Source organism: Longispora sp. NPDC051575, from assembly GCF_040681875.1.
Taxonomy (GTDB): domain Bacteria; phylum Actinomycetota; class Actinomycetes; order Mycobacteriales; family Micromonosporaceae; genus Longispora.
Window position 1 is genome coordinate 666011 of sequence record NZ_JBFAZP010000003.1, and the last position, 17202, is coordinate 683212.

The 17202-nt window shown below is 73.5% G+C and carries 18 protein-coding genes; 7 read left to right on the forward strand and 11 right to left on the reverse strand.

Annotated elements, in window-relative coordinates; all coding sequences use genetic code 11:
* Positions 1–8 precede the first annotated feature (8 nt).
* The 4 genes from AB0M43_RS10430 to AB0M43_RS10445 form a co-directional block, all read right to left on the reverse strand.
* Entirely contained in the window at positions 9–650 is a 642-nt protein-coding gene (locus AB0M43_RS10430; RefSeq protein ID WP_363723095.1) for a dioxygenase, read from the reverse strand.
* A gap of 105 nt (positions 651–755) precedes the next feature.
* Entirely contained in the window at positions 756–1394 is a 639-nt protein-coding gene (locus AB0M43_RS10435) for a response regulator transcription factor (RefSeq protein ID WP_363723097.1), read from the reverse strand.
* Entirely contained in the window at positions 1391–2542 is a 1152-nt protein-coding gene (locus AB0M43_RS10440) for a sensor histidine kinase (protein ID WP_363723099.1), read from the reverse strand. Before AB0M43_RS10440 ends, AB0M43_RS10435 begins: the two co-directional genes overlap by 4 nt.
* A 4-nt stretch (positions 2543–2546) precedes the next feature.
* The gene (locus tag AB0M43_RS10445; RefSeq protein ID WP_363723101.1) at positions 2547–4646 is read right to left on the reverse strand and encodes an MMPL family transporter; all 2100 of its coding nucleotides are present in this window, start codon (positions 4644–4646) and stop codon (positions 2547–2549) included.
* Between AB0M43_RS10445 and AB0M43_RS10450 the strand changes: the two genes are divergently transcribed.
* Together AB0M43_RS10450 and AB0M43_RS10455 are read left to right on the forward strand one after the other, a co-directional pair.
* Complete coding sequence (locus AB0M43_RS10450) at positions 4645–4755, forward strand: hypothetical protein (protein WP_363723102.1); 111 nt, start codon at positions 4645–4647, stop codon at positions 4753–4755. The two genes, AB0M43_RS10445 and AB0M43_RS10450, sit on opposite strands and share 2 nt — an antisense overlap.
* Before the next feature lie 228 nt (positions 4756–4983).
* The gene (locus AB0M43_RS10455) at positions 4984–5559 is read left to right on the forward strand and encodes an RICIN domain-containing protein (protein ID WP_363723103.1); all 576 of its coding nucleotides are present in this window, start codon (positions 4984–4986) and stop codon (positions 5557–5559) included.
* A gap of 117 nt (positions 5560–5676) precedes the next feature.
* On the opposite strand, the gene AB0M43_RS10460 is transcribed toward AB0M43_RS10455, so the two are convergent.
* Positions 5677–7485 (reverse strand): hypothetical protein, encoded by a 1809-nt coding sequence (locus tag AB0M43_RS10460; RefSeq protein ID WP_363723105.1) that lies wholly within the window; start codon positions 7483–7485, stop codon positions 5677–5679.
* A 147-nt stretch (positions 7486–7632) separates the two neighbouring features.
* Positions 7633–8250, reverse strand: a complete 618-nt coding sequence (locus AB0M43_RS10465) for a TetR/AcrR family transcriptional regulator (protein WP_363723107.1) — start codon at positions 8248–8250, stop codon at positions 7633–7635.
* A 39-nt stretch (positions 8251–8289) separates the two neighbouring features.
* On the opposite strand from AB0M43_RS10465, the gene AB0M43_RS10470 reads away from it, so the two are divergent.
* Positions 8290–8841: a peroxiredoxin-like family protein gene (locus tag AB0M43_RS10470; RefSeq protein ID WP_363723109.1), complete on the forward strand. Its 552-nt coding sequence runs from the start codon at positions 8290–8292 to the stop codon at positions 8839–8841.
* A 38-nt stretch (positions 8842–8879) separates the two neighbouring features.
* Here AB0M43_RS10470 and AB0M43_RS10475 read toward each other — a convergent pair whose 3' ends face one another.
* From AB0M43_RS10475 to AB0M43_RS10485, 3 genes are read right to left on the reverse strand one after another with little or no spacing between them, the layout of a single operon-like run.
* Positions 8880–9512, reverse strand: a complete 633-nt coding sequence (locus AB0M43_RS10475; RefSeq protein ID WP_363723111.1) for a TetR/AcrR family transcriptional regulator — start codon at positions 9510–9512, stop codon at positions 8880–8882.
* Positions 9509–10180 (reverse strand): DUF4166 domain-containing protein, encoded by a 672-nt coding sequence (locus tag AB0M43_RS10480; RefSeq protein WP_363723113.1) that lies wholly within the window; start codon positions 10178–10180, stop codon positions 9509–9511. The genes AB0M43_RS10475 and AB0M43_RS10480 overlap by 4 nt, the downstream gene beginning before the upstream one ends.
* Positions 10177–10986: a hypothetical protein gene (locus tag AB0M43_RS10485; RefSeq protein ID WP_363723115.1), complete on the reverse strand. Its 810-nt coding sequence runs from the start codon at positions 10984–10986 to the stop codon at positions 10177–10179. Before AB0M43_RS10485 ends, AB0M43_RS10480 begins: the two co-directional genes overlap by 4 nt.
* Positions 10987–11221: 235 nt before the next feature.
* Between AB0M43_RS10485 and AB0M43_RS10490 the strand changes: the two genes are divergently transcribed.
* Positions 11222–12151, forward strand: coding sequence for a Gfo/Idh/MocA family oxidoreductase (locus AB0M43_RS10490; protein WP_363723117.1), 930 nt, complete (start codon positions 11222–11224; stop codon positions 12149–12151).
* Here AB0M43_RS10490 and AB0M43_RS10495 read toward each other — a convergent pair.
* Entirely contained in the window at positions 12129–13169 is a 1041-nt protein-coding gene (locus AB0M43_RS10495; protein ID WP_363723119.1) for a magnesium and cobalt transport protein CorA, read from the reverse strand. The genes AB0M43_RS10490 and AB0M43_RS10495 overlap by 23 nt on opposite strands.
* Before the next feature lie 256 nt (positions 13170–13425).
* On the opposite strand from AB0M43_RS10495, the gene AB0M43_RS10500 reads away from it, so the two are divergent.
* Positions 13426–14304 carry a helix-turn-helix transcriptional regulator gene (locus tag AB0M43_RS10500; protein ID WP_363723121.1) on the forward strand — a complete coding sequence of 293 codons (879 nt, stop codon included), beginning with the start codon at positions 13426–13428 and terminating at the stop codon, positions 14302–14304.
* Between the two features lies 1 nt (position 14305).
* Here AB0M43_RS10500 and AB0M43_RS10505 read toward each other — a convergent pair whose 3' ends face one another.
* Positions 14306–15652, reverse strand: a complete 1347-nt coding sequence (locus AB0M43_RS10505) for an alkaline phosphatase PhoX (protein ID WP_363723123.1) — start codon at positions 15650–15652, stop codon at positions 14306–14308.
* Between the two features lie 187 nt (positions 15653–15839).
* Between AB0M43_RS10505 and AB0M43_RS10510 the strand changes: the two genes are divergently transcribed.
* A complete protein-coding gene (locus tag AB0M43_RS10510; RefSeq protein ID WP_363723125.1) occupies positions 15840–16373 on the forward strand; it encodes a hypothetical protein in 534 nt (177 codons plus the stop codon).
* Between the two features lie 79 nt (positions 16374–16452).
* Positions 16453–17061 (forward strand): DUF305 domain-containing protein, encoded by a 609-nt coding sequence (locus tag AB0M43_RS10515; RefSeq protein ID WP_363723127.1) that lies wholly within the window; start codon positions 16453–16455, stop codon positions 17059–17061.
* The last annotated feature ends 141 nt before the right edge of the window (positions 17062–17202 follow it).

Consider the following 17202-nt stretch of genomic DNA (forward strand, 5'->3'; position numbering starts at 1 on the left):
GGCGGAGTTCACCGGATCACGAAGTCGAACGTACCCGGATAGCGGTTGTTCGCCAGGGGGCCGAGGACGATCTCCAGGCTCCGGGCGTAGAGGGAGTCGCGGCTGTTGTTCAGGCCCACGTTCATCCCGTACGCCTGGGTGGTGGAGGGGAAGTACAGCTGGGAGGTCAGGATCCGGCCGCCGGGGCGCTGCACCTTCACGTGGATGTGGGAGGTGCGGAACGTGGCGCCGTCCCGGTAGTCCTTCGGCACGACGGTCTCCAGCGAGTAGGTGCCGTCGGCCGCGGAGTACTGGTGCCCGCGCAGCGTGTAGCCGACGTTGTCGTACCGGCCGTACCGGTCGGCCTGCCAGAACTCGAGCAGCGCGCCCGGGATCGGCACGCACCGTTGGGTGTAGACGGTGCCACGCAGGCTGAGCAGCACGCCGCTCACTCCGCCGACCACGAGGTTGGTCCGCTGGGGCGAGTTGCGCTTGAAGAACGGCCCCTCCATCTGGCTGGGCGTCTGGTCGCCGTCGCGGCAGCTCTGGGTCAGCTTCAGCGGGGCGGCGCTGGCCGGGGAGCCGGAGCCGGTGACCGCCAGGCCCACGGCGGCGAGCCCCGCGGCCGCGCCCGCCTGGAGGATCCTGCGCCGGGATGCCGAGTCGTCCATGATGGTGCCTCCGAAGTCGTTGTGAGGCTTGTCACAAGCCCTGTCGGAGGAACCCTGACAGGTTTCCGGTGCGGTGAAAAATACGACATGGGCATAGCTTTCAAGCTATGGCCGGGGCAGCAGGCCCCGGTCCAGCGCCACGACGACGGCGTGCGTCCGGTCGCTGACGTCCAGTTTGGCGAACACCCGCAGCAGATGGGTCTTCACCGTCGCCTCGGCGATCACGAGCCGCCGGCCGATGTCGGCATTGGACAGACCGTCGGCGACGGCGGCCAGGACGTCCACCTCGCGCGGGGTCAGCGCCGGCTGGGCGGGTTGCCGCATCCGGGCCACGAGCCGCTGCGCCACCCGGGGCGCGAGCACGGTCTCGCCCCGGGCCGCCGCGCGGATCGCGGCGGCGAGCTGCTCGCGGGTGGTGTCCTTGAGGAGGTACCCGATCGCGCCGGCCTCGACCGCGCGCTCGATGTCGACGTCGGTGTCGTAGGTGGTCAGGATCAGCACCCGGGTCGCGGCCGGGCCGGCGACGATCCGGGCGGTGGCGGCGACCCCGTCGAGGACGGGCATCCGCAGGTCCATCAGGGCCACGTCCGGGGTGAGGGACTCCACCAGCTCGACGGCCCGCCCGCCGTCGGCGGCCTCGCCGACCACGGTGATCAGGGGCTCGGCGGCCAGCAGGGCCATGACCCCGGCCCGCATCGCGGGGTGGTCGTCGGCCACGAGCACCCTGAGCGGTTCTTCGGTCATGTCACTCCTTGTCCGTTCGTGGGAAGCAGGGCGTGGACGCGGGTGCCGTCGCCCACCGAGCTGGTCACGGTGAGCGCGCCGCCGAGTTCGGCGACCCGGCCGCGCATGCCGTGCAGGCCGAAGCCCTCGGAGTCGGCGACCGCGAACCCGCGCCCGTCGTCGGTGATCTCCAGTTCGATCCCGCCCGGGTACCGGCCGAGCACCACCCCCACCGTCGACGCCCCCGCGTGTCTCCGGATGTTCGCGAGGGACTCCTGGGTGCAGCGCAGCAGCGCGATCCGGGTCGGCTGGTCGCAGTCCACGTCGGGCAGGTCCGCGTCGACGGTCAGCCCGGTGTCCTCGGCGAACCGGTCGAGGACCCGGCGGAGCGTCGCGGCGACCGGGCCGGCCTCCCGCGGGGCGGTGACCAGCGCCCGGGCCTCGGCGAAGTTCTCCCGGGCGGTCCGCTCGATCGACAGCAGCTGGCCGGCGCTGTCGGCCGGGTCGGCGCGGGCCGCCTCCGCGAGCACGATGATGGAGGCGAACCCCTGGGCGAGGGTGTCGTGGATCTCGCGCGCGAGCCGTTCCCGTTCGTCGGCCGCCCCCTGGCGCCGGTGCGCCTCCACCAGGCGACGCTCGGCACCGGCCAGCTCGGCGCTGAGCCGGCCCGCCCGGGCCTCGCCCTCCTCGAGGACCCGGTGGATCCCCAGCCCGAGCAGCACGGCCGCCAGGTACCCGGCCACGATGAAGGACACCTTGCCGCCGGGGAGCTCCGCGCTCTGGAGGACCCCGCCGGCCACCGCCGCACCCGCCGCGGCGCCGCTGAGGAGGATCGCGGCCCGTGGACCGGCGGTGAAGATCCAGAACTGCGGGAGCGACACGATGAACAGTGCCGCGCCGCCGCCCGGCAGGCCCGCCATCGCCCCCAGGGCGACGACCAGCAGACCCAGATAGGTGTACGGCCGCAGCAGCCGGTTGTCCGGGAACAGCCGCACCACCCCGTAGCCGACGGTGATCGCGACCACGAGGACGAGCGACAGGTGCTTGCGGGGGCCCACGTCGTCCCGGAGCCCGATCACGGTGGGCGCCAGGCCGAGGACGATCCAGGCGACGGTGTACCAGCGGTGCAGCGTCGGCGCCCAGTGCCCGCTCCCCGACCCGGTGATCATGGGTTCAGCCTACGGTCACGGGCAGGGCCCCGACCGGGGCGCCGGCCGCGCGGACACCCCTCGACGGCCACCAGTTCGCCTCCCCGAGCAGCAGCATCAGCGCGGGCAGCACCACGAGCCGGATCACGAACGCGTCCAGGAGCACCGCCACGGCCAGCACGAAGCCGATCTGCTTCATCTCGATCAGGTGCAGCGCGGCGAAGCTGGCGAACACGGTCACCATCACCACGGCCGCGCTCGTCACGACGCCCGCCGAGCCGCGGATCCCCTCGACGACCGCCTGCCGGGTCGGCACCCCGCGCAGCGCGGCCTCCCGGATCCGGCTGATCACGAACACCTGGTAGTCCATGGACAGCCCGAACAGGATGACGAACAGGAACAGCGGCACCCGGGAGCCGATCGAACCGGTGGACTCGAAGGCCAGCAGCCCCTCCGCCCATTCACCCTGGAAAGTCAGGACGAGCACGCCGAGCGACGCGCCGGCCGACAGCAGGTTCAGGGCCACGCCGACCAGGCCGAGGACCACGGACCGGAACGCCCACACCGTCATGCCGAACGTCACGAGCAGCAGCGCCCCGATGATCAGCGGCAGCTTCCGCTTCTGGTGCGCCGGGTAGTCGGTGGCCCGGGCCACGTCGCCGGAGACCGCGCTGTCCACCCCGGGCAGGGTGCCGACCGTGGCGGGCACGAGATCGACGCGGAGCCGCCGGAGCGAGTCCCTGGCCGCCGGGGTGCCGCTGTGGTGCGCGACAGCGAGATCCAGCACGCTGATCCGGTGGTCCGCGGAGGTGCGGATCCCGGCCGTACCCGCGAACAGGGGGTCGGCCCGCACCCGCCCGGCGAGGTCCCGCAGCGCGCCGGCCACCTCGGCCGCCCGGCCCGGCTCGGCCCGGACGACAACCTGGTGGGTGGCCCTGAGCTCGGGGAACGCCGCGTTCAGCCGGTCGAAGGTCCGCATCGCCCCGATGGCGCGCGAGTGGGTCTCGCGGCCCATGTCGGTCAGGTTCAGGGCGAGTACCGGGGCGGCGAGCGCGAGCAGGGCCAGTACCGACACGGCCAGGGTGGCGGCGGGCCTCCTCGTGACGGGCCGCAGCACGGCGGCGGTGATCCGGCCGCCGCCGGTCCTCGCCCGCCGGGTCCGGGCACCCGCGCGGGCGGCGCGGCGCTCCGAGCGTTCGCCGAGCTTCACCAGCAGCGCCGGCAGGACGGTCAGGGAGCTGACGACCGCCGCCAGGGTGACCACGATCGCGCCGGTCGCGATGGACGAGAAGATGACGTCGTCGGCCAGGTAGAGCGTCGCGCTGGAGACGATCACCGCGAGGCCCGAGAGCACGACGGCCCGGCCGGAGGTGGCCGAGGCGAGATCGACCAGCTGACGGGTACTGAGCCGGCCGGCCGCCCGGGCCCGTTCCTCGCGCTCCCGTTTCAGGTAGAACAGCGTGTAGTCGACGCCGACCGCGAGCCCGATCAGCAGGATGACGTTCGTGCCGACCCCGGCGTCGGGGAAGACGTGCGCGGCCAGCATCGACAGGCCGACCGCCGCGACGATCGAGGACAGGGCCAGGACCAGCGGCACCAGGGCCATCGCGATCGAGGCGAACACGAGCAGCAGGGTGACCAGGGTGACCGGCAGCGCGATCAGCTCGGTCCGGGCGAGGTCGTCGCCGCGCAGCTGGTCGATGCCCTCGCCGATCGACGGGCCGCCGGTCTCCTCCACCAGGAGATCCGGGTACGCGGCCTGGACCGCCGCCGTCCGGGCCAGCAGCGGGGCGACGTGCTTCTTCCCGTCGAGTTCCGCGCCGTGCAGGGTCACGTCCACCCGGAGCGCGGCGCCGTCGGCCGAGCGCACCGGTGCGGCGACCGACCGCACCTCGGGTAGCGCGCGCATCCGGTCGGCCACGTCGCGGGCGGCGGCGTCGGCGCGCGCGTCCAGGGTGCCGCCGGGCCGGGCGGTGATCAGTACCCGTTCCAGGGGTCGTTGTTGCAGTCCGCCCTCGGCGGCCATGGTCTCGGCCCGGCCGGCCTCGCCGATCCGGTAGTCCTCGGTGGTGGCCGGGTTGCCGCCGGACGCGAGCCCGGCGCCCAGGCACAGAACGACGAACATGAACCAACCGACAATCGCTTTCCAGGGGTGTACGGCGCTCCACCGGGCGGCCCGCACTGGCAGGTTTCTCATGGTGTCCATGCTGGTCGCGGGGTGGGGTCCGCCATGAGCCCCGACCGGTGGAACCCGGGGTCCGTCGACCGGTGGACTCGCGACCGCGGGCCGTCCGGCGCGGGACGACGGTTCCGGAGTGGTGCTTTCGGGACTGTCCCACAACGGTCCCACAATCCCGGGCTTTCCTTGTTGGCGGTCCGGATCCCGCATTGACTGTTCCCACGGATCGGGTACCCGACCGCCATTCATCTGTGAACGACAGCGTCACGATCTGGAGTGATCCTTGAAGAAACTGACACGGGCTCTCGCCGCCCTGTCCTGCGCGGTGTTCGCATCGCTGGGCATGATGGCCAGCCCCGCGAGCGCGGCCTCCCCCGGCGACGGGGCCTTCCACAGCATGTTCAGTCCGCTGTCGGGCATGTGCGCCGCGGTGGGTGACAACTCGGACGCGGCTGGTGCCGGTCTGATCCAGTACGAGTGCAACGGCATGAACAACAAGCAGTTCAGGGGTACGTCGGCCGGCGGCAACCTGTACACCTTCATGGTCAGGTCGACGGGGATGTGCATCATGCCGCAGTCCCTGTTCGACCACGCCGAGATCGTTCAGCAGCCGAGCTGGAACTGCGGTCCCCTGGCGGTGTGGGCGGCCGAGTCGCTCGGCGACGACACCTACCGGCTCAGGAACCAGGCCACCGGTCTGTGCATGGGGGTCGCCTGGGGCAAGACCTGGAGCGGGCAGCCGCTCGACCAGACCACCTGCGGCGCCTTCCCGGGCCAGCGGTGGCACTTCACCGCCGCCTCCGGTGGCGGCGGGGGCGGCGGCGGGGGCGGGGGCGGCGGGGGCTCCAACCAGGAATAGGTCCTGAGTTCGGCGCTCGACAGCATCGCTGAGACGACGTATGAGCTGTAGGTCCCTTCGGGAATTCCCGAAGGGACCTACAGTCCGTAGTGCCTGCCGCCGAGGTCAGCGTCACGGTCACACCGTCCCGGCCGACTCGACCACCGCCGCCCGGAACCACCCGGTCACGGTCCTCAGACCCTGCTGTCGGCGGCGGAAGTAGGTCGACCGCGTCAGGTGCAACTGCCGGGCCACCACGTGGTGGGCCGGCGCGCGCCGCAGGTGGTAGAGCACGAGGATCTGGCCGGCCTCGGCCTCGGCCGGGCTACCGCTGGCGGCGAGGGTCTCCGCGGCGTGCCGGAGCCAGTCCCGCAGCCGACGGGCGCTCGGAGTGTGTTCGAAGGCCAACAGCGGACTGCGGGCCAGGGCCTCGGGGTCGTGGAGCTGGTCGAACGCCTCACCGACCAGGTCCCCGAGCTGCCGGGCCACGGCCCCCGGCCCCGGAGTGGCTCGACTGAGGGCCTCCAACCAGCCGGGCAGCGTCTCGGGTGTGAAGTCGTGGCTGTAGATCTCCGGAGGGCGGCCGCACCGGTACACGTCGTCGCGGGGCGTGCCGTGGTGGGTGAATCCCAGGGCGGCCACGAGGCGTTGGTAGTGCAGGTGCGGGGTGCGGACCACGACCCGCCCGTACTGGACGCCCAGCGTGATCATGCGTCGCAGCAGGGCCGCGTGGCCGTCGGGCTGCTCGCAGTACGCGCTGGCGATGAGCACGCCGGGCGGCCCGGTGAGCAGGGTCGCGGTGTGCTGCTGGAGCAGTGGTTCGACACTCGCGATGGTCGCCTCCCGGATCGGAACGGCCGTGGCGATCCCGATGGGGTGGCCTTCGGGGTCGCGGGCGAGGAGGAACGCCTCCGGCGCCTGCTCCAGCAACAGGCCCAGGATCCGGTCGGTTCCCCCCAGGTCGAGACCCCTGTACCGCACCCACCGCCGGGTCAGGCGTTCGACAGTGTCGCCGTCGCCGGGTGCGGCGTGCTCGACGGACATCGGTCGCCGGACGGGCGGGAAGACCGCGTCCCGGACGAGGGGTTCGTCGGTGAGGAACAGTCCCTGGACCACGAGCCGCGCCCGGCGGTGCTGGTCGCGGGTGACGCCCAGCAGCCGGCGGCCGTGTGAGGCGGCCACGGTGAGGGCGGAGCGGTGTTCCAGGGGTCGCCGCCAGCGGTGGGCGAGGTCCAGGACCGTCCTGTAGGGCTCCGACACACCGAGGCCCAGCTCGGTGCGCGTCACGACACTCAGCCCCGCCAGCGTCTCGAAGACCTCCGGCGGCGCGGCCAGCAGTTCGTCGTCTCCGGGACCGACGGCCGCGAGCAGGTTCAGTGCCCGCTGCCACCGGTGGCCGTCCGGTTGTTCCCGCGCGAGTCGGTCGAGCACGACCCGCGAGAGCCGGTCGGCGACCGGACCCGCGGTGTCCACAGGAGAGCCGGCGTGCAGCGCGCGGCACGCGGCCTCGGCGAGAAGCGGGATCCCCATGGCCAGCCGCACGACGAGGTCGCGGCGCGCGGGATCGGCGACCTGGCAACCGACGGCCAGGGCGTCGATGTCGGCGTCGGATCGCGGCTCGACCTCGACGGTGACGACGTCGCCGGCCGTCCACCCGTCCCAGGACCACAGCCGCCGACGGCTGACCACCACGACCGCGATCCCGGCCCGCCCGACAGCCTGGGCGGTCGCCGCCACGGCCCGTGGGCTGTCGACGCTGTCGGCCACCACGACGCCCACCCCGGCGGACAGCGCGCGTCTCAGCCTCGACGGCGCGTACCGCTGGGACATGTCCACGACCACCGCGCCGTCGAGCCCGGCGAGGATCCGCGATTTGCCGACCCCGAGCGGGCCGACCAGATTCACCACGTTCCCCGCACCCACGGACGCCACGATCCTGGCTCGCACCCCAGAATCCCTTACTAAGTAAGGCCTTGTCATGAGGGGAATCATGCACGAGCGGAACAGCAGAGGAATACCGCCCGGATATCAACTCGGCCCGCAATCCCAGGGTCCGGACGGTCGGTTCGCCCCAGACCGGGGCCGCAGACCTTCTCACCTCCGGTGCGCGTCGAGCCCGTGCAGCAGGGCGGCCAGGCCCACGTCGAACTGCTGGTCGGCCGTGACCTCGCGGGCGTCGGCGGCCGTGGCGGCCAGCGTCGGGTACGCGGACCTGGGCAGTCGGGCCAGCGCCGCCGTGCCGCCGCCGGACAACGGGCTGAGGTGCTCGACCTGCAACGCGCCGAGCACGTAGCTCAGCACCGACCGGAACGCGGTCACCCGCGCGGCACCGGCGAACCCGGCCCCGGTCAGGACGGTCAGCACCGCCTCGCCCCACCGGACGGTGCCGACGGACGTGTGCCGGTGGACCAGCATCAGGGGCACCACGGCCGGGTGCGCACCGACGGCGTCCCGGACCCGGCCGCAGAGCGCGGTCACCCGCCCGGCCCAGTCCCCCGGGGGCGGCCGGTCGCCCACGCCCGCCAGCACGGCGTCGACGACCAGGGACTCGACCTGTTCGCGGTCGGTGACGTACCGGTACAGCGACATCGTGCCGACGCCGAGCTCGGTGGCGACGGCGCGCATGGTCAGCGCCGCCGGGCCGTCGCGGTCGAGGACGGCGAGCGCGGCGGTGCCGATGTCGGCGTGGGTGAGGCTGCGGGGCCGTGGCATAGTCGTAAGCGTACGGCGTACCCCTACGGAAGGACAGCCATGGTCACCCCCCGGCTCCTCGACACCGTCAACGCCTCCCCCGCCGCCCTCCCCGACGACCGCGGCCGCCTCGTGCACCTGCAGTTCCGCCGGTTCGCCGGCTGCCCGGTGTGCAACATGCACCTGCGGTCCATCGTGGTGCGCCACGACGAGATCACGGCCGCCGGGATCACCGAGCTCGTCGTCTTCCACTCCCCCGCCGCCGAACTCGCCCGGCACGCGGCCGACCTGCCGTTCGCGGTGGTCGCCGATCCCGACAAGCGGCTCTACCGGGAGTTCGGCGTGGAGTCCGGCCGGCGCGCGCTGCTCGACCCCCGGGTGTGGCTGCCGGTCCTCCGCGCCGTCCTCGGCGGCCTGGTCGCGGTCGTCCGGCGCACGGAGCACCTGCCGGCGAACAGCCCGGCGGGCGGGCGGCTCGGGCTGCCGGCGGACTTCCTGATCGCGCCGGACGGCACGGTGCTGGCCAGCAGGCTCGGCACCCACGCGTACGACCAGTGGTCCGTCGACGAACTCCTCGGACACGCCGCCGCGCTCAGCCCGGCCCGCGACTGACGGGCCGGGTCACCGGCTTCTTCGACGGTGGCCGGGGCTCAGGAGCCGGTCGTCGCCTTGCGGATCCGGGACCGCAGCAGCCGCCGGGTGGTCGGGCCGAGGTCCTCGACGAGGGTGAGGAGCGCGCCGAGCTGGGCGAGGGCCGACATCGCCCGGGCGGCGCCGTCCGGGTCCACCCCGTCGTAGAGTTCGAAGCCGATGAAGGCCGCCGAGACGGACCGGGCCAGGCCGGGCACGTCGAGCACCGGACCGAGGGGCGAGTCGGCCAGGACCCGGTGCAGCACGGTCTCGATCTCGGCGATCCACAGGTTCAGCGCGGCGGCGGCCGCCGGGGCGAGCTTGGGCTCCGCCTGCGCGCCGGCCAGGATCTGGGCCAGGACGACGACGTTGCCCTCCGCGCGCTCCTCCTCGTGCAGTTCCACGCCCACCTGGAGCAGCTCCGCCAACGAGGTGACGGTGGCGAAGCGGTCCGCGTAGGCGGCGACCCGGGCCGTCGCCCCGTGCGCGCAGGCGGCGGCGAGCAGCTCGTCGACCGTGCCGAAGTGGTAGAACACCAGAGCCTGGTTGACCCCGGCGGCGGCCGCGATCGTCCGGGCGGAGGTGCCGGCGATGCCCTTGTCCCGCAGCGTCGCCAGGGCGCCGTCGAGCAGCCGGGTCCGGGTGTCGGTCACGCCGACGCGGTCTCGCGGAGCGGTCGGACGGTGGCCGGCACGGGATCGCCCTCGGTGTAGGTGGCGGTGAAGGTGCCATGGTAGCCAAACAGCGGCCCGAACCGGCGGTTGGTCACCGACACCCGGATCCGGAACCCGCCCAGCTCCTCGTCGTAGGACTCGCGGACCTCGGCGGCACCGGTGAGCAGGGCGGGGATCCGGCAGTGCAGGGCGCCCTCGTGCAGGCGTTGCTCGCCGGAGCGGATCACGAGGCCGCCCCGGTCGTCCACCGACAGGCGCAGGTCCACGGCCAGGTGCTGGTGGGTGCCCAGGTAGTCGACGACCACACCGCGTTCGGGGCTGTAGACCATGGTCGCGTCCCAGTGCCGGGGCCCGCCGAGCCAGAACGTCCGGGCGAACGTGACCGTCTCGCGGCCCAGCGAGTCGCGGTACGCGCAGTTGCGGATCGTGAACGGCACGTCGCGGCCCTCGGCGGGCACCAGGATGTGCCGCCGGGCGCCGAGGGCGAGGAACGGCCGGGTGAAGCCGCCGCCCCGCCAGACCCGGTCCATCGTGCCGGTGCCGGTGCAGGCCAGTCCGTCGGCGCTGGAGAACCCGAACCGGCGCCGCAGCTGGGGGTGCAGCCGGTCGAAGTCGGCGCCGAGCGCCTGCTGGAAGATCGAGGTCATCGTGTACTCCGGTGCGGGGTGAGGGGTGTCTGGTCCTGGTGGGCGGGCCGCCGGTTCCGGAGCGCCGGGGTGGGCCGCCGCCGGGGAGCCGGGGCTGGCAGCCGGTTCCGGAGGGCCGGCAACGCGGCCGGCGGAGTGGCGCTCCGGCGGTCCGGCGGGCGGCGGCGGCAGCGCCGGGCGGCCGGGGTGGTCGGCAGGGGCGGGGCGAGGAACGCGGCCACGGTCACCAGCGCCGCGACCGGCCACGGGGCGAACATCCACGCCGCCCCGACCGCCACGAGCCGGCCTGCGACGTCCAGCAGCGCCCGGCGCAGGGACGTCTCCGGCGGGGTGCCGTTCTCCAGCCAGAGCCGGAGCCGGTCGAACGACCAGGCTGTCCCCCAGCCCATCACCGGGCGGAACAGCGCGTCGGCCAGCCGGCCCGCCGTGCCCCAGCGGGGGCGGTAGTCGTAGCCGGTGAGGAAGCGGATCCCGTCGGGGGTGGGCACGTAGCGCCAGTAGCCCGAGCCGGAGCGGATCAGCGAGAGCGGGTGGTCGGAACCGAAGACCAGCGCGGAGGTACGGCTGCCGCCCGCCCCGTGCCGGTCGCCGACCGTGGCGCCCGTGCCGTCGACGGTCACGCCCGGGGCGAGCCGGACCGCGTACCGGAACTCCTGCGGGGCGTCGGCGTCGGCGCGCGGCAGGTACTCGATCCAGGTGAAGCGCAGGTCCCACCTCTGGTGGCGGTCAGGTTCCTGGGTGTGCCGCCAGAGGTCGTCGAGGTCGGCGCGGACCAGGGTCTCCTCGTACACCGGGCGGCGTGCCATCCGACCAGCCCCTTTCCCCTGTTTGAGCGTTCGCTCAACTCAAAGGATAGCGGACTTGAGCGCACGCTCAACTATGATCGGCGCCACCAGATCACCGGAGTCGCCGCCGGGGCCTGTCCCGGTAGGCTCAGCCGACGCGCCCGGGCCGGCGGGCGACCGGGGAGACCGCCTCGCACACCTCGTGGACCGGCCGGCGGACCACGCACCAGGGCGGGCGGCGGCGAAAGGGGCGCGGGTGGGCGACGACGGAAGGCTCAGGGTCGCCGTGATCGGCCTCGGCGGCATCGCCCGGAAGGCGTACCTGCCGACGCTGGGCGCGCGGCCGGGCCTGGACCTGCACCTGATGACCCGCGACCCCGACAAGCTCGACCGGATCGCCGACACCTACCGGGTGGCCGCCGACCGCCGGTTCACCGACCTCGGCGACCTGCTCGCACATCCCCTCGACGCGGCGTTCGTGCACGCGCCGACCGACCAGCACCGGGCGGTCGTGGGCCGGCTGCTCGACGCCGGGATCCCGACGTACGTCGACAAGCCGCTCGACAGCACCCTGGAGGGCTCGACCGCGCTGGTGGAACGGGCCGAGGACACCGAGACGACGCTGATGGTGGGGTTCAACCGCCGGTACGCGCCCGCCTACGTCCGGGCGCTCGACCACCCCCGCGACCTGATCGTCCTGCAGAAGAACCAGCCGGCGGGCACGGGTCCGGTCCGCGAGGTCGTCTACGACGACTTCATCCACGTCGTGGACACGCTCCGCTTCCTCCTGCCCGGGCCGGCCGAGGACGTGCGCGTCTCCGGCAGGGTCGAGGGCGGGGAGCTGCACCACGTGGTGCTCACGCTGTCGGGCGGCGGCCGCACGGCGATCGGCGTCATGAACCGGGTCAGCGGCTCCAAGGAGGAACGGCTCGAGATCATGGGCCGGGGCGCCAAGCGGGAGGTCGTGGACCTGGTCGACGTGACCGACCACGACGGGTACCGGGCGCGCCGGCCCGTCGACGGCTGGACCCCGGTGGCCACCCAGCGCGGCATGGCGCAGATCTGCACGGCGTTCCTGGACACGGTGCGCGCGGGCGGGCGCGTCGACCTGCGCGACGCGCTGCGTACCCATGAACTGTGTGAAAGGGTTGTTCTGGAGCTCCTCAGATCCAGTGGTTCCGTTTGAAGCCCCGGTAGAGGAACACCGACAGGGACAGCATCACGGTGAGCATGACCGGGTAGCCGAACTTCCACTGGAGTTCGGGCATGTAGACGAAGTTCTGGCCGTAGATGCCCACCACCAGGGTGTTCGTCGACAGGATCGCCACCCACGCGGTGATCTTGCGCATGTCGGCGTTCTCCCGGCTCTGGATCTGCGCCATGTTCGCGCTCAACGTCCCCGTGAGCAGCTCGGCGAACCCGTCGGCGCGGTCGGCGGCGCGCAGCAGGTGGTCCTCGACGTCGCGGAAGTACTCCTTCGTGCGCGGGTCCACCAGGCCGATCTCGCCCCGGACGATCCGGCCCAGGGGCTCGGCCAGCGGGCGCACCGCGCGGCGGAACTCCAGCACCTCGCGCTTGAGGTTGTACAGCCGTTCCGTCGGGTTGTCCGAGCGCGACCGGCTGGTGTCGAACACCCGGAACTCGGCGAGCTCGATGTCGTTGTTGATGCCCTCGGCCGCGTGCGAGTACTCGTCGACGATGTGGTCGGCCACCGCGTACAGCACCGAGCTCGGCCCGGCCCGCAGCAGGTCCGGGTCCGCCTCCAGGGCGCGCCGGACCTCCGCGAGCGGGCTGGCCTGGCCGTGCCGGACGGTGATCACGAACTTCGGGCCGAGGAACACCATGATCTCGCCGACCTCGATCACCTCCTCGGGGTCGACGTAGCGCACGGTCTTGAACACCATGAACGCGATGTCGCCGTACAGTTCGAGCTTGGCCCGCTGGTGGGCGTCGACCGCGTCCTCCACGGCGAGCGGGTGCAGCCCGAACTCGGCGGTCACCGCGTCGAACTGCGCGGCCGACGGCTCGTGCAGGCCGATCCACACGAACCCGTCCTCGGCCTCCTGGGCGGACTCCAGGGCGATGTCCAGGGGGACCTTCCCGCCCTGGCGCTCGCCACCGGCGTACAGGGCGCAGTCGACGATGCCGACCTTCGCGCCCGGTACGGCGGGCTGCGGCTGGCCGCCGTCCTTGTTCTTACCCATGCGCACTCCCCCAGGCGAGGCGGCGGCCCTCTGGACCACCCCTGGGCAGGGCGGACCCGGTCGCCGGACACGACCACCATACGGAAGGCACCCCCGTCCCCGGAACGGACCGAGCGGACCGGTCGACCGTGTTGCGGCCCGGCCACTTCCCGGTTGGAATTCCAACCCCGCGCGGTAGCCCGCGGGCCGGATAGCATCGCCCGATGTACCCGGCGGCGCGACGGCTCCACGACTCCGGGCGGCCCGGGGTCCGGCCGTGACCGACGCGTTCGGCGCCGCCCTGCGGGACGCGATCCGGCGCAGCGGGCTCAGCCTCGACGAGGTGGCCCGGCGGCTGCGCGCCCGGCACACCCCGGTCAGTGCCAGCGCCCTGAGCTACTGGCAGACCGGCGCCACCCGGCCCGAACGGACCTCCTCGCTGGCCGCCGTCACCGAACTGGAGACCCTGCTCGGCGAGCCGCCCGGGGCACTCGCCGCCCTGATCGGCCCGCGCCGCCCCCGCGGGCGCCGGCCGGGGGGCACGCCGCCCGCCGACCCGTTGTGGACGCGGCCCACGGCGCTCACCCGGGCGTTGGACAAGCTGGACGCCGGCCTGGCGGACCTCCAGCACCCGGTCACGGTGTCCCAGGACCTCGCCTACCGGATCGACGGCGGCGGGCAGGAGGAGTCCGTCCGGGTGCGCCGGATCGTCCGGGCCGAACGCGACCACACCACGCGGCTGCTGTTCGTCTCCCGGTGCGGGCCCCTGTCCCGGCCGCCCACGGTGACCTACACCGAGGGCTGCCGGCCGGCCCGGTTCCGCGCCGACGTGCCCACGGCCACCTGCGTCTTCGAGTTCCTCCTCGACCGTCCGCTGCGGGCCGGCGAGCTGGCGGCCGTCGAGTTCGGGCTGCGGTTCCCGCCGGGGCAGACCGACCGGCACGTCGTCGTCGCCGTCCCGCACCCGTCCCGGGAGCTGGTGCTGCGGGTGACGTTCGCCCCGGGCCGGCTGCCGGCGTCCTGTCACGCCTACCGGCAGCCGGGCCCCGACCCGGCCGGGCGGCAGCGGAGCGGGATCGCACTGGGCGGGGAGACCGCGCAGTCCATCGTCCTCGACCCCGCTCCGGGCCGCTACGGCATCGCCTGGGACTGGTGAGTCACCGCGACCACGGCCCCCACACCGCGAACGTCGTGCCGGGGCTGTAGCAGTTCACGAACATCGTGCGGCCGTCGGCGCTGAACCCGACCCCGGCGAACTCGGCGAACGCCGGCTCCGTGGGGGTACCGAGGTTCTGGGCGTTGCGGGCGAACGGGTACGGCCGACCGGCGCGCGTCGTACCCGTCAGGTAGTTCTCGCCGTCGCCGTCCTGGCACAGCATCAGTCCCCCGAACGGGGTCATGCAGATGTTGTCCGGGTACTCGTGCGCCGCGTCCCCCTCGCCGTGGAACACGACCGTCAGGGTCAGGGTGCGCCGCACCGGGTCGTACCGCCAGACCTGGCCCCGGTGCTCGCCGCCCGCCCCGCTGGACACCTGGGCGAAGGAGGACACGAAGTACACCGCGCGGTCCTCGCCCCACCACGCGCCCTCCAGCTTCTGCGCGTGGGTGATCCCGGCCGGCCCGTAGTCCTGTTTGCGCACGGACGTGGTCACGGCCAACGGGTCCGGGACGGTCACCCACTCGACCCGGTCGAACCGGGTGCCCGGCTCCTGGACGACCGACAGGTCCGGCACGTCCGGCACCCGCATCGCCTGCAACGTGCCGCCGGCCCGCAGGCTGCCGTGTCCGCCGCGCGGCCTGTTCGGCAGGAACCGGTACAGGCCGCCGAACGGCGCGGCGGCGTCCTCCGTCTCGTACACGACGCCGGTGTGCGGGTCCACGCACGTCGCCTCGTGGGCGAACCGGCCCATCGCGGTCAACGGGACCGGCGCGGCGTTGCGGCCCTGGTGGTGCGGGTCCACCTCGAAGATCCAGCCGTGGTCCTTCTCATACCCGTTGGCGCCCTGGCGGGCCTCCGTCTCCTCGCAGGTCAGCCACGTGTCCCACGGGGTCGGGCCCCCGGCGCAGTTGACCGCCGTGCCGCCCAGGCTCGCGTACTCCTCCACGAGCCTGTTGTCCGCGCCCACCACGAGCGTCGTGGTGCCGCCCGCCGCCGCCCGGTCGAACGTGTGCGTCGCGGGCGCCGCGACCGGATGGGCGACCCCGGGCCGGTTCTCGTGGTTGCGGACCAGCCGGCTGCCGTGCCGCCGGTCGGCGAACACCGCCATGCCGTCGGGCCTGCTGGGTACCGGTGCGCCGTCGGCCATCGGGGTGCCCTCGCGGGACAGCACCCGGTACCGGAAGCCCCGCGGCAGGTCGAGCAGGCCGGCGGGGTCGGGCACCAGGTCGCCGTAGCCGGTCCCCGGGTGGGCCAGGGCCGGCGAACCGGTGAACAGCAGGTCGACGGCCCCGGTGACCGCGACCGCGAGCCCGCCGGCGAGTACGTTGCGTCGGTTCAGCATCATGTCGACCACCCAAACGGAACCGGCCCGTCCGGGGAAGCGAATCCTGGTCGGGTGACTGGATAACGTTGTACGCCCTGGTTCGGGCGGCGGGAAGTTCTCCGGCCGACCGGGCTCCGGGTCGCCGGCTATACCCAGGAGGGGTATTGTTCGCAGTCCGGGCGGCGCGCCCGGCGAACGAGGGGGTGCGGTGGCGGGGCGGCTGGGCGGGGCGCGGGTGCTGCTGCTGGCGCTGCTCGTCCTCGGGGTCCTCGGGATGCACACGCTGGGGCATCCGGCCGAGGGGCACGGGGCGATGCCGGCGGCCGGGCACGGGGCCGTGAAGGCTGCCGGGCACCACGCGGTCGGGCATGACCCGCACGATGCGGTGACCGTCGCCGTGGACGCGGGCGCCGAGCCGGGCGAGACCGTCGCGATGGCCGCTGTCGGGACCGGGTATGCCGTCGCCGTGGCCACGTTCGGGACAGGGCATGCCGTGGCGGTGGCCGGGGACGCGGCCCGGGCGGTCGCGATCGTCGGCCTGGGCGTGGGGCTCGACCCGATGAGCGTGTGTCTGGCGATCCTCACCGCACTCATCCTGTTGCTCGTCCTCGCCGTCACCTCCCGGCTCGCGCGGACCGCCGACGCCGCGACGCTCGTCAGCCCCGAGAACGCGGGCTCCAGTCGGGGGCCGCCGAAGCCCCGGGGGCTACTCCTCGCCGATCTCTCGGTACTGCGGATATAGGACCCGTCTGCCCGGCGGCCACGACAGGCCGTCACAGACAGTCCACTCTCCCGTAGTACCGAACCGAGAAGGCTGAGTCATGAAGAGCACCACCACCCCGAGCCGCGCGTTCCTCGCCGGCGTCGGCACCCTCGCCGTCCTCGCGTTCGCCGCCGGCTGCGGCGGGGACGCGATGGGCGGCATGGACCACGGCGCCCGGCCGGGCGCGACCGGCTCCGTGGCCGGCGCGACGTTCAACGACGCCGACGTGGCGTTCGCGCAGATGATGGCCCCCCACCACGAGCAGGCCGTCACGATGGCCGGCCTGGCCGAGACCCGGGTCGGCGACCCGGAACTGAAGAAGGTCGCGGCGGCGATCAAGGCCGCGCAGGCCCCGGAGATCACCACGATGACCGGCTGGTTGACCGCGTGGCAGCGGCCGACGACGGCCCCCGGCGGACACGACATGGGCGGCATGCCGGGCATGCTCGCTCCGCAGGAGCTGGCCGCGTTGTCGGCCGCGTCCGGGGTCGCGTTCGACCGGCTGTTCGCGAAGGGGATGATCGCCCACCACAACGGAGCGGTCGCCATGGCCAGGGACGAGCAGGCCAAGGGGGTCAACGCCGAGGCGAAGGCCCTGGCGGCCACGATCGAGAAGGCGCAGGCGGCGGAGATCGCCACCCTCCAGAAGATCCTCGACCGGCTCTGACCCCGAAAAGCTCACCCCGGAGGCGGGTACTCCGGGGTGAGCCCCACCCCTTGTCGGTGTGCGGTGGACCACGCGTCCGGGCGAGGGTTATCCCTCGCTGTCAGGCTGTGGCGGGCATATCGCGACACGCGTGCCAATGAG